A 12,051-nucleotide genomic window follows, 5' to 3' on the forward strand; every position below is an offset into this window, starting at 1 on the left:
AACCCCGTATGGTAAATATTCAAATGGAAATATACGGTGGTGATTCCGTTGTCGCTCTCCGGTTTTCGTCGCTCCACGGTTGACATCGCCCTGGTGGTGCCGATGAGCGGGCCCGCGGGCATGTTCGGGCCCTCCTGCGAGGCCTGCGCCGCCTTTGCCGTGGGAGATATCAATGCCGCGGGCGGAATCCTCGACCGGCCGGTACGACTGCATCCGGTCGACGCGGGCGCGCCACTGCCCGTCCTCGCCGCGACGATCGACCGGATGGTCGGCGCGGGCATGGTCGACGGCGTCGTGGGTTGGCATTTGTCCAACGCGCGCAAGGTGATCACGCCGCAGACCGCGGGCCGGGTGCCGTACGTGTACACGACGTTCTACGAGGGTGGCGAGGACTCCGACGGCGTCTACATGGTGGGCGAGACACCGGAGCAGCAATTGTTTCCGGCGCTGCGCTGGCTGCGCGCCGAACACGGCATCCGCCGCTGGTGCGTTGTCGGTAACGACTATGTGTGGCCTCGGGAAACCGCAAGGGTCACCAAGGAATTCGCCGACACCACGGCCGATATCGACATTGTCGGGCAGACCTTCGTCCCGCTCGGCGGGCGCGATTTCCGGCAGGCACTCGAGCTGGTCCGCCGCTCACCGGCGCAGGGCGTACTGCTGTTCATGGTCGGCGCGGATTGCGCCGCGTTCAACCGCGCCTTCGCCGAGGCCGGGCTCGACGGCGACCGGCTGCGCCTGAGCATGATGATCGGCGAGGATGTGCTGTACGCGGGCGGCGCCGACAGTACCCGCGGATTGTTCACCGCCAGCGGCTATTTCGAGAGCGTCGTGTCGTCGGCGGGAATGGATTTCGGCGCGCGCTATCTGCGAGAGTTCGGCCCGGCCGCGCCCGCACTCAACAATATCGGCGAATCCTGTTACGAGGGATTGCTGCTGTTCGCCTCGTTGGCCGAGTCCGCCCGCAGCCTCGACCTGCGCGCCATCGAACGCAACGCGTCGCGGGTCAGCTACGGCGGGCCGCGCGGTGAGGTTCGGGTGCGTGGCGCGCACACGACCCAGCCGGTCTATCTGGCCGATGCCGACGCCCTCGAATTCAGTGTGCTCGCCGAACTGAGCTCCTGAATCCCGTAACCCGAACTTCACCTGCCGGTTTCGCTGCGGCGATCGGCATAGCTTTGTATCGTCTTCAGACGAAACATATTCATATGAAAATAAAGAGGTCATCGTGCCCCTCTACTGGTTCCACTGCCGCGCCTGCGGCGGCTTCGATGTCGCCTTCGCGATGGCCGACGTGCCTGCCGCCGCGCCGTGCCCGGAATGTGCGTCGAGCAGCAAACGGCAGTTCGGTGTCGCCGCGTTGATCCGGCCGGGGTCGGCCGCCACCCGGCTGATCGACGCGACGAAGCGCACGGCGAGCGAGCCAGCGGTCGTTACCGCTCCGCCGCCACGCCGCTCCCTACCGGTGACGCGAAATCCATTGCACCGCAAGCTTCCCCGCCCCTGATACCGAAGGAAGACACCATGCCCGAGTTGCTGTTTCCGCTCGATTCCAGCAAGCGCTTCACCGAGCAGAAGTTCGTCGGCCACAATCGCTGGCATCCCGACATTCCCGCGGCGGTGACCGTCAAGCCGGGCGATGAGTTCCGGGTGCACGTGCGCGAGTGGTTCGACGGCGCCATCCACAACGACGATTCCGCCGAGGATGTACTGAACGCCCCGCTCAGCACCGTGCACTGCCTCTCGGGTCCGTTCGCGATCGAGGGCGCGCGGCCCGGCGACCTGCTCATCGTCGACATTCTCGACATCGGCCCGATCCCGCAGGAGGATTCCGGCCCGCTGGCCGGTCAGGGCTGGGGCTACACCGGCATCTTCGCCACCGACAACGGCGGCGGCTTCCTGACCGAACACTTTCCCGACGCCTACAAGGCCATCTGGGACTTCAGCGGACAAACGACCACCTCGCGCCACATTCCCGGGGTGAAGTTCACCGGGATGACGCACCCCGGCCTGATGGGTACCGCACCCTCCGCCGCACTGCTGTCGAAGTGGAACGCTCGCGAGGCGGCGCTGATCGCGACCGACCCGCACCGGGTTCCGCCGCTCGCGCTGCCGCCCGAACCGCGCGACGCCATCCTCGGCGGACTCTCACGTGCCGAGTTCGACCGGGTCGCCGCCGACGCGGCACGCACCGCGCCGCCGCGCGAGAACGGCGGCAATCAGGACATCAAGAACTTCACCCGCGGCAGCCGGGTCTTCTATCCGGTCTTCGTCGACGGCGCGCACCTCTCGGTCGGCGATCTGCACTTCTCCCAGGGCGACGGCGAGATCACCTTCTGCGGCGCCATCGAGATGGGCGGATTCATCGACTTGCGGGTCGATCTCATCAAGAACGGCATGGAGCTCTACGGCGTCAGCGAGAACGCCATCTTCGTGCCCGGCAACTCCGGCCCCAATTACGCTGAGTACCTTGCCTTTTCCGGCACCTCGGTCACCCTGGACGGCGAACAGCGCTACCTCGACTCGCAACTGTCCTTCGAACGCGCCTGTCTGCATGCCATCGACTACCTCACCAAGTTCGGCTATACCCCCGAGCAGGCTTACCTCCTGCTCGGCGCCGCGCCCATCGAAGGGCGCTTCTCCGGTGTGGTGGACATCCCCAATTCCTGTGCCACGGTGTACATCCCCACCGCCATCTTCGACTTTCCGGTCCTGCCGACCGCATCGGGTCCAGTCCAGATCGACCCCGGTCCGGGTGCACCCCGCGCCACCCGCTGACTTTCACCGGGCCGGTTGTGCCGGTGCATCCCGCACGACCGGTCGCGCAGTCGGTATGCCGACCGCGCGGCGAAGCACCGTCGGTTCATCGATTGCTGAAACATTGCGGACACTTGGTGCCGGACGGCGGCAATACGAGAAGCGCGATCCCCGACCTGAGAATTAGTGGTCATCCGTCAAGTTGTCCAATATGACCCCGACCCGACCTGGCAGTGGTTCAATCGTCCCGTGTGTGCTCTGAAGTAGCTATCGCTAGCGAAAGGAGTTCCATGGGCCCGACTGTCGCCGAACGGATCCGCCTGCGCGTCGAGAGATTTCATTCGGACAGACTTGCCGGGCAATGGGGCGGGCGGCACATCCTGCACGGCCGCACGCCCGGCTACGGCGACATCGTTCTCAACGGTAGCGACTACTTGGCGCTGGGCGCCGATCCGCGGATCACCCATGCGATCAAGACCGCGCTGCGGTCCACACAAGTCGGCCGGTTCGCGTCGTGCGCGTTTCTCCCCGACGACCATCCGCAGGTCGTGCTGGAACGGGCGCTCGCCGAGCATCTGCGGGTACCCGCCGGAGTGCTCTGCCAATCGGGGTGGGAAGCGAAGGTCGGTCTGCTGCAGTCAATCGCGGACCCCGAAATCCCGGTCTATATCGATCAATTCGCGCATATGTCGCTCTGGCACGGCGCGAAGGTCAGCAGGGCGCCGATATATTCGTTCCGGCACAACTTTCCCGGCCACCTCCGCGAGCAGATTCGGGCACACGGACCGGGCATCATCGCGGTGGACGCCATCTACGGCACCAACGGCAGCCGGTGTCCGCTCACCCAGATCTGCGATATCGCCGACGAAACCGACAGCGTGCTCGTTGTCGATGAATCCCACGCGCTCGGCACCGACGGGCCCGCCGGGGCCGGGATGGTGGCGGCGCTCGGCCTCACTGAACGGGTGCCGTACCGAATTGCCAGTCTCTCCAAGGCATTCGGCGGCCGCGCCGGGTTCGTCGGCGCGAACACCGCCGATTTCGTCGACTACTTCAAAATGGAGTCGCACCCCGCGGTGTTCTCCTCGACCCTGCTGCCGTACGAAATCGCGGGCCTGGCCGCGACACTCGATGTGATCCGGCTCGACAACTGGCGGCGGCAACGGCTCCGGGAGTTGTCGACCATGGTGCGGCGGGCACTGACCGCGCTCGAATTCGACCTCGAAGGCTCGGCCAGCCACATCGTCGCGCTACAGGCCGGGCCCGACCTGCGCGCCATGGCCATCCGGGATTTCCTGGAAGCGCGCGGCATCTTCGGTTCGCTCCTGTGCCCGCCCACCACCGCCCGCAACCACACCCTCATTCGCTTCGGCCTGCACGCCGCCATCACCGACCACAACATCGACCGAATCATCGGCGCCTGCACCGAAATCCGCGCACGCTTCGGTGCCACCCCACCCCTCGAACCCCTCCCCAAGATGCCCGCCGACCGACCCGGCAAACACCACGCCACCGCTGGCGGCTTATCGAGTGGCACCTGATGGCGGCGAACACCGAAACGACACCACCGTGAGGTGCCACTGCCCAGTCGGCACCTGCCGGAGTTGAGGCCGCGGGAGTTTCCGCGGCCCCAACTGCTAGGCGGTGGAGAGCACCGTTCCGGCGCCGACGGTGCGGCCGCCTTCGCGGATGGCGAAGCCGAGGCCCGGTTCCAACGGGACCGGGCGGCCGAGGACGACGGTCAGTTCGACCGTGTCGCCGGGCATCGCCATGGCGGTGTCGCCGGCGAGCGTCACATCGCCGACCACGTCGCCGGTGCGGATGTAGAACTGCGGGCGGTAGCCGGTGGTGATGGGCGTCCGGCGGCCGCCTTCCGCGGTGCCGAGCAGGTAGACGCGGGCGGTGAACCCGGTGTGCACCGCCACGCTGCCGGGTTCGGCGACGACCTGGCCGCGGCGGACCTGGCCGCGGTGGATACCGCGCAGGAGCAGCGCGACATTGTCGCCCGCCGCCGCGAATTCCATGGTGCGACCGAAGGTTTCGACGCCGGTGACGACCGAACCGAGTTCCTCGCCGAGGCCGAGCAGGGCCACTCGGTCGCCGAGCCGGACCCGGCCGCGCTCCACCGCGCCGGTGACGACGGTGCCTCGACCCGTGATGGTGAGGACGTTCTCCACCGGCAGCAGGAACGGCGCGTCGGTGTAGCGCACCGGGATCGGCACGTGGGTGTCGATGGCGTCGAGCAACTCGATCAGGGCGGCGGTCCAGTGCTCGTCGCCTTCGAGCGCCCGCAGGCCCGAGACCCGGATAACCGGGAGGTCGGCGCCGGGGTAACCCTGGGCGGTGAGCAGTTCACGCACCTCCAGCTCGATCAGGTCGAGCAGTTCGGGGTCACCCGCGTCGGCCTTGTTGAGGGCCACGACGATGTGCTCGACGCCGACTTGGCGGGCCAGCAGCACGTGCTCGGCGGTCTGCGGCATCACGCCGTCCTGCGCGGAGACCACCAGGATGGCGCCGTCGAGCTGGGACGCACCGGTGATCATGTTCTTCACGAAGTCGGCGTGCCCCGGCATGTCGATGTGCGCGTAATGCCTTGTCGCCGTCTCGTATTCGACGTGCGCGATATTGATGGTGATGCCGCGCTGCGCCTCTTCTGGGGCCCGGTCGATCCGCTCGAACGGCACGAAACTACCGCCGCCGCGCTCGGCGAGCACCTTGGTGATCGCCGCGGTGAGGGTGGTCTTGCCGTGGTCGACGTGGCCCATGGTGCCGATGTTGAGGTGCGGCTTGGTGCGGACATAGGTCTTCTTGGACATGGTTTTTCCTGGGTTGCCTGGCGGGCACGAGCGAAGTGCCCGACGGTGTCGAGCGGGACCTCAGCGACGGGGCGACCTTCCCCGTCCGAGGTCCCGGGACATCCCGGGGAAGGTCAGCTTCGGGCTCCGTCGAGCTGCGCGGCAACTGCTGCCGAGGCGGCCAGGACAGCGGCCATCGCGCCCGCGACTGCGGACGATGCGGCGATGGCGTAGCTGAACATGCTGGGAATGGTAAGGGCCGAGACCCGGCGGGCGCGACGGATTTTCCGTGCCTCGCCTGCGCTAGGACTTCAGTGCTGGTTCGGCAGTCCCCAGAAACGGCGAATCCGACCCCGCGGCTGAATCGGGATCGGATGTTGTATTCGGAGGTTCGGCCGAGGCGCTCGGGGTCAACGGACACCGAGCGCCTCGATTCTCGGACTACTTCCCGGCGCTGCTGCCGGTGAGCAGGCCCTTGAGGAGGGCGTCGATCGCCACACCGGAACCTTCGGCGGAACCGGTACCGGAACCGGTCAGCGGGGGCTTGTCGGCGGCCATCGCGAGGCCCGAGCCGGCCACCACGATGGAGGCCGCGGTGACGAAGACGAAACCGAACGTACGAATCTTCTTCAAAGACTTTCCCTTCAGAGAACAGCAGCCGACACTCCCTCGGTGTCGGCTCGATAGAGATATCACGGCGGGGCAACACCCACGTGCGTTTCCTGGACGCATGACCACCAGCAAGGTAACTGGATATTTGCACCGATAGAGACGGCAATGCAGGGCAAAAAGCCTGAGCCTTTGCCCCACAACCCCTCCCGTTCAACAGATGTTTCTCGGAAGGCCATCCACTTTCGGCCTCGGCGAATCGATGGCTACTGCGAGATATAGATCACATATTCGTCCCACGACCGACCCAATGCCTGGTCATTGCGGTCCAGTGCACCGGCCCGCTCGACGGTGCTGCCGAACGGCGACATCCCGGATGCTCGGTGTGCGCCACGCATTTGCCAGGCCCGCCGAATTGTCCATCTCTCCCTCGACCGACCGCTGTCTGAATATTTACCCAGCAGTCCGCGCGTTAACCCATTCGAAAGCATCGGCTTTGGAGCGTGCGCCCTCCGCCGTGCGAGATCGATTCGGTTCGCCGAGTTCCGCGAGTAAGTCCTCGGACAGATCGACCAAGCCCGCGAGGGTAGCCGGGGTGAACCACTCGGGACGCGTCGCGAACAGAATGTCCTCGGTCGAGGTGTTACCGCTGGCACCGGGCGCGAACGGGCAACCACCGAGACCACCCAGAGAACCGTCAACCATCGTGGCACCCGATTGGATGGCGGCCACGGTGTTGGCGACACCCATCCCCCAGGTGTCGTGGCCGTGGAAGACGATGCGGCGCTGCGGGGTTCGCACACGGACGGCGGCGACCAGCGAACCGACCTCGGCGGGGTTGGCTTGGCCGAGGGTGTCGGCGAGGACGATGTCGGCGGCACCCTCGGTGCGCGGGTCGCCGGCGATGGCGAGGACCCGCTCTGGATCGACCGGACCGTCGAACGGACAGGTGAAGCTGGTGGCCAGGCACAGCTGGATCGATCCGCCCGCCGCCTCGGCGAGCCGCACCGCGTCGGGCATGGCGGCGACGCTGTCCTCGGTGCTGCGGCCGATATTCGCCTTGTTGTGCGCATCCGAGACCGAGAAGCAGTACTGGAAGTTGCGCACCCCCGCCGCGGCCGCCTTCTCGACGTGCCGCGGCGTGGCGACCCACACCCAACAGCGTTGCAGTTCTTCGGGACTCAGCGCGGCGACGAGTTCCATGGTGTTCGCCATCGGCGGCACCAGATCCGGCCGCGCCATGGAACCGATCTCCAACGCGGGCACCCCCAGCGCGAGCAGCCGCCGGACGATGTCGACCTTGCGCTCGACCGGCAGCACCTTTCCGGTGAGCTGCAACCCATCTCGCAAGGTCACGTCGCGCAGGACCGGCGCGGTCATCGCTCGTCTCGTTCCTGCCTCGGCGCGCACATCACACCGCCCCACGGCTTTTCGTGCACGCCCGCCGGGTTCGGATGCACCGTCGGGCGGGTGAAGCCCGGCGAACGCAGATCACGTGGACCGCGCCCCGGAGGTCGCCGCCGGTCTTGCCTCATGATGTCTCCTGAATTCGGCGGGCAGTCCCGGTTCCCAGCTGCGGCATGAATGCTGCGCGGTGTTCGCTCATGTCGCCGCCAAGGCGTCGATCTCGGTGTCGCTCATGCCGAGTAGTCCGGACAACACTTCGCGGGTGTGTTCGCCCAGATCGGGACCGATGTTGCGGATGGGTAGTGACTGCTCGCCGATCACCGGGACGATGCCGGGAAAGCCGACCATCTTCGGTTCCGCCGCACCGACATCCACTGAGAAGGGCTGAATCATGTTGCGCGCCTTGTACTGTTCGTCGGCGACGATGTCGGCCGCGGTGTAGATGGGTCCGCACGGTATCCCGGCGGCCTCGAGGATCTGCAGTGCCTCGGCGCGGGTGTGCTGGATGGTCCATTCGGTGATTGCCTTGTCGAGACGGTCGTGGTGGCGCCAGCGGCCCGCGTTGTCGTGCAGTTCCGGGTCGGCGGCCAGGTCGGGGCGGCCGATCACCTGCATGTAGCGCTGGAAGATGGCGTCGCCGTTGCCACCGATGATGATGCTGACGCCGTCGCTGCACGGGTAGGCGTTGCTCGGCGCGATGCCCTCGACGAGGCCGCCGACCCGGCCCCGGTTGATGCCGTAGGCGAGATAGTCGGGGACGAGGGATTCCATCACCGAAAGGATCGTCTCGTTGAGTGCGACGTCGATGATGCGCTCGCGCAACGGAATCGGCGTTTCGTCCGGTTTGCGTTCGCGCTGGAACAGCGCCATCACCGTGCCGAAGGCGGCGTAGACGCCCGCTATCGAATCACCGATGGACACTCCGGTTCGCACCGGCGGCCGGTCCGGTTCGCCCATCAGTTCGCGCAGGCCGCCGACCGCCTCGGCGACGGCGGCGAAACCGGGCCGCGAGGCGTGCGGGCCGGTCTGGCCGTAGCCGGAGATCCTGGTGATCACCAGGTCGGGGTTCGCCTCGTTGAGCACCGCCGGGCCGAGCCCCCATTTCTCCAGCATGCCGGGGCGGAAATTCTCCAGCAGCACGTCGGACCGGCGGATCAGGTCGAGCACGATGCCGCGGCCCGCTTCGGTGCGTAGGTCCAGGGTGATCGACTTCTTGTTCCGGTTGACGGTGCGGTACAGCATGGAGGTGTCGCCGCCATAGAGCCGCCAGTTGCGCAACTCGTCCCCGGCCTTCGGCCGCTCCACCTTGATCACCTCGGCGCCGAAGTCGCCGAGGATCCGCCCCGCGGTCGGCGCGGCAATGTAATTGCCCAGCTCCAGGACGCGTACACCGTCCAACGGCCGAATACTCATCGCAACAGTGTCTCAGGGTCGCCAGGAGCGGTGTACGACGACACCTCGCTGCGACCGAACAAGATCACGCGCCCAGCCGCCGGGCATGATCGGTGCCGGTAACCCGCACCCGGCAGCTCGACGGGGCTTCGGCGCCGTACCTGCATGTCGGACAGACCCGCGACGGCACCTCCTAGCCGACGTGTTCGCGGAGGTAGGCCAGGTCGTCGGCGACGCCTTCGGCGGGGGTTTCCAGGATGACCGGGGCATCGGCGGTCTTGCAGACCTCGGCGAGGAGTTGCGGGTCGATGGTGCCGTCGGAGAAGTTGGCGTGCCGGTCGGCGCCGGAATTGAAGTCGTCGCGCGAGGAGTTCAGGTGCACCAGGTCGATGCGGCCGGTGATCGCCTTGATCCGGTCGACGACGCCGACCAGTTCCTCGCCGCCCGCCCAGGCGTGGCAGGTGTCGAGGCAGAAGCCCGCGCCGAAATCGCCGACGGCGTCCCACAGCCGGGCGATCGAGTCGAAATGCCGGGCCATCGCGTGGTTGCCACCCGCGGTGTTCTCGATCAGGATCGGCACGGCGAAGCCGCCCTTGTCCTGCTGACGCTCGAAGAGTTTGCGCCAGTTGTCGATCCCGGTATCCAGCTCGGCGTCGGAGCGCACGTGCCCGCCGTGCACGACCAGGCCGAACGCGCCGAGATCGGCGGCGGCCTTCGCCTGCTGGGCGACCGCGTTGCGGGAGGGCATCCGCAGCCGGTTGTTCAGGCTGGCCACATTGATCTGATAGGACGAGTGCACCACCACGTCGATCGGGCTCGCCACGATCTCCTCGGTCCGTGGGTGCGGGGTGGGCTTGTCCCAGCTCTGCGGGTCGACGACGAACATCTGGATGACATCGGCGCCGAGTTTCTCGCCGAAGCCGATCGGATCGCCGTCGAGCCGAACGTGTGCTCCTATGCGCATAGGGGCCAGCTTAACGACCACCACCGACAGCATTCGAAGGATGCCGAAGGGGGACTTGTTGCATCCCGTGGGCCGCGCGAGATACATCGGTAGTGTCCGCGCGCTCGACCCGACGGAGGGGTGAATACAGTGAACGTCGATAGCTGTCCGCTATTGAATGTCGCTGGCATTACCCCACTTTCGATGGCGACTGCCGGTCCTGCGACTACTGCTATGGTTTCGATGTTTTCCGTGGTCCGGCCCGTGCCTGATCGCGCGTTCTTATGCTGTGCGCCTGTTCGTCGGTGGGTCCCGACGGGCGGCGGGAAGTGGAGCAGACATGCTGGCCAGCGGTGACGTTTTCGCCGGTTATGTCATCGAGCGGCAACTGGGTCGCGGTGGCATGGGTTCGGTCTACCTGGCGAAACACCCTCGGCTACCGCGGCTGACCGCGTTGAAGCTGCTGAACCGGGAGATGTTCTTCGACAAGGAGGTGCGGGCGCGGTTCGAACGGGAGGCGGATCTGGTCGCCCAGCTCGATCACCCGAACATCGTCACGGTCTACGACCGCGGCCTCGAGGACGACCAGCTGTGGATCTCGATGCAGTACATCGACGGCATCGACGCCGCATCGGTGCAACCGCAGGCGCTGCCGCCCGAGCGCGCCGTGCAGATCATCTCCGAAACCGCGGACGCGCTCGACTACGCGCACGGCATCGGCGTACTGCACCGCGACGTGAAACCCGCGAACATCATGCTGGCCCGCTCCGGCAGCGGCCGCGGCGAGCGGGTGTACCTCACCGACTTCGGCATCGCCCGGTTCCGCGATGACACCGGTCACCTGACGCAGACCGGAACCTTCACCGCCACACTGGCCTACGCGTCACCCGAACAGCTGAGCGGCTCATCCCTTGATCACCGCTCGGATCAGTACTCGCTGGCGTGCTCACTGTTCTGGCTGTTCACCGGAACCGGTCCGTTCCCCGCGACCAATCCCGCGGCGGTGATCCAAGGACATCTGCAAGGCGCCCCGCCCGCGCTGAGCAGTCACCGTCCCGGGCTGCCCTACGCGCTGGACAGCGTGCTGGCCAGGGCGATGGCGAAGCGACCGGACGACAGATATCCGAGCTGCGCCGATTTCGCCGCGGCCGCCAAGCACGCCCTCACCAACCCCAGCGTGCCCTCGATGCCGGTGGTCGGCGGGCCACGACCGTTCACCGCGCCGCAGGTAAACGGCCCGCGGCCGACCACCGGACCACGGCCGACCACCGGACCGCGGCCGACCACCGGCGCGCCCTACCCGATGACGCACGGCCACGGACCGCCGGTCAGCGGGCCGAATCACCTTGCGGGATCAGGATTCTCGATGACGCCACCGGCCACGATGGTGGCCCCGCCGCACGGGACCGGCCCGACACACCAGCCGACCTCCCCTTACCCCGGGCAGCAGTCCGGGTACAACTTCGCGCCACCGCCCATGTCACCGGGCGGCGCCCCGGCACGCCCGCCGAAAAAGTCGAATGTCGGTCTCATCATCGGCATCTGCGTGGCGGTGCTGGTGCTCATCGTGGTAACGCTCGGCATCATCGGCGCGGTCAGCGATTCCGGCTCGACCGCGGGCAGCACGACAACCAGCGCGGCCGCGACCGGCGCCGTCGTGGCCGCGACAGCGGACTCGATCAGTGCCGAGTTCCCGCGCATGGTGCCCGCGACCAAGTCCGAGCAGGTCGGCTACAACGGCGCCAAATGCTGGGAGACCGATCCCGGCTACAAGCCGTCACCGAGCGACGGTGATCCGGACTTCGGCGACTGGGCCTGGCAGTGGCGCTGCTATGGCGGCGGTGACAGCTCGGATCCGCTCTATCGCATCTACGTCTACAAGTCCGCCGCCGACGCGCAGGCGGTGCTGCGGCAGTTGCCCGCCAACACCAAGTCGACGGACTCCAACGGCGGAAAGTCCTACACCAACTACAAATTCGACACCGGCGGGCCCAAGATCGTCACGGCCTTCACCGGCGATCCGGACCGAGCCCAGTACCTGATGTTCACCGACGGCTCCGGCTCCATCGATGAGACCTTGCGCTGGTGGCGCTCGGCGCCGCTGAACTGACACACGCCCGTTGGTCCGAGCGGAAGCGGCTCAGCGCA

The 12,051-nt window shown here is 66.9% G+C and carries 10 protein-coding genes; 5 read left to right on the forward strand and 5 right to left on the reverse strand.

Annotation, left to right across the window (positions count from 1 at the left end; genetic code table 11):
• The first annotated feature begins 36 nt into the window (after positions 1 to 36).
• The 4 genes from KV110_RS34370 (at position 37) to cqsA (ending at position 4,298) form a co-directional block, all read left to right on the forward strand.
• Positions 37 to 1,125, forward strand: a complete 1,089-nt coding sequence (locus tag KV110_RS34370) for a substrate-binding domain-containing protein (protein ID WP_218471304.1) — start codon at positions 37 to 39, stop codon at positions 1,123 to 1,125.
• 103 nt (positions 1,126 to 1,228) lie between these two features.
• Positions 1,229 to 1,507, forward strand: a complete 279-nt coding sequence (locus KV110_RS34375; protein WP_218471305.1) for an FmdB family zinc ribbon protein — start codon at positions 1,229 to 1,231, stop codon at positions 1,505 to 1,507.
• Between the two features lie 17 nt (positions 1,508 to 1,524).
• Positions 1,525 to 2,778 (forward strand): formamidase, encoded by a 1,254-nt coding sequence (gene fmdA / locus KV110_RS34380; RefSeq protein WP_218471306.1) that lies wholly within the window; start codon positions 1,525 to 1,527, stop codon positions 2,776 to 2,778.
• Positions 2,779 to 3,008: 230 nt separating this feature from the next.
• A complete protein-coding gene (gene cqsA, locus KV110_RS34385) occupies positions 3,009 to 4,298 on the forward strand; it encodes an alpha-hydroxyketone-type quorum-sensing autoinducer synthase (RefSeq protein ID WP_281427702.1) in 1,290 nt (429 codons plus the stop codon).
• Between the two features lie 96 nt (positions 4,299 to 4,394).
• Here cqsA and tuf read toward each other — a convergent pair whose 3' ends face one another.
• The 5 genes from tuf to KV110_RS34410 all read right to left on the reverse strand — a co-directional run bounded on the left by tuf (position 4,395) and on the right by KV110_RS34410 (position 9,924).
• Positions 4,395 to 5,573 (reverse strand): elongation factor Tu, encoded by a 1,179-nt coding sequence (tuf, locus tag KV110_RS34390; protein ID WP_218471308.1) that lies wholly within the window; start codon positions 5,571 to 5,573, stop codon positions 4,395 to 4,397.
• Positions 5,574 to 5,993: 420 nt separating this feature from the next.
• A complete protein-coding gene (locus KV110_RS34395; RefSeq protein WP_218471309.1) occupies positions 5,994 to 6,185 on the reverse strand; it encodes a hypothetical protein in 192 nt (63 codons plus the stop codon).
• Between the two features lie 429 nt (positions 6,186 to 6,614).
• The gene (locus KV110_RS34400) at positions 6,615 to 7,541 is read right to left on the reverse strand and encodes a hydroxymethylglutaryl-CoA lyase (RefSeq protein ID WP_218471310.1); all 927 of its coding nucleotides are present in this window, start codon (positions 7,539 to 7,541) and stop codon (positions 6,615 to 6,617) included.
• Between the two features lie 222 nt (positions 7,542 to 7,763).
• Positions 7,764 to 8,981 (reverse strand): CaiB/BaiF CoA transferase family protein, encoded by a 1,218-nt coding sequence (locus KV110_RS34405; RefSeq protein ID WP_218471311.1) that lies wholly within the window; start codon positions 8,979 to 8,981, stop codon positions 7,764 to 7,766.
• A gap of 172 nt (positions 8,982 to 9,153) precedes the next feature.
• Complete coding sequence (locus KV110_RS34410; RefSeq protein WP_218471312.1) at positions 9,154 to 9,924, reverse strand: deoxyribonuclease IV; 771 nt, start codon at positions 9,922 to 9,924, stop codon at positions 9,154 to 9,156.
• A 319-nt stretch (positions 9,925 to 10,243) separates the two neighbouring features.
• Between KV110_RS34410 and KV110_RS34415 the strand changes: the two genes are divergently transcribed.
• Positions 10,244 to 12,013, forward strand: coding sequence for a protein kinase domain-containing protein (locus KV110_RS34415; protein ID WP_218471313.1), 1,770 nt, complete (start codon positions 10,244 to 10,246; stop codon positions 12,011 to 12,013).
• Positions 12,014 to 12,051: the final 38 nt, after the last annotated feature.

Source organism: Nocardia iowensis, from assembly GCF_019222765.1.
GTDB classification, from domain to species: Bacteria; Actinomycetota; Actinomycetes; order Mycobacteriales; family Mycobacteriaceae; genus Nocardia; species Nocardia iowensis.

What these genes read in the sequence shown, in the direction of transcription:
- fmdA (WP_218471306.1), top strand. Translation starts at nt 1,525, where the DNA reads ATGCCCGAGTTGCTGTTTCCGCTCGATTCCAGCAAGCGCTTCACCGAG.
- tuf (WP_218471308.1), bottom strand. Translation starts at nt 5,573, where the DNA reads ATGTCCAAGAAGACCTATGTCCGCACCAAGCCGCACCTCAACATCGGC.
- KV110_RS34400 (WP_218471310.1), bottom strand. Translation starts at nt 7,541, where the DNA reads ATGACCGCGCCGGTCCTGCGCGACGTGACCTTGCGAGATGGGTTGCAG.
- KV110_RS34405 (WP_218471311.1), bottom strand. Translation starts at nt 8,981, where the DNA reads ATGAGTATTCGGCCGTTGGACGGTGTACGCGTCCTGGAGCTGGGCAAT.
- KV110_RS34410 (WP_218471312.1), bottom strand. Translation starts at nt 9,924, where the DNA reads ATGCGCATAGGAGCACACGTTCGGCTCGACGGCGATCCGATCGGCTTC.
- KV110_RS34415 (WP_218471313.1), top strand. Translation starts at nt 10,244, where the DNA reads ATGCTGGCCAGCGGTGACGTTTTCGCCGGTTATGTCATCGAGCGGCAA.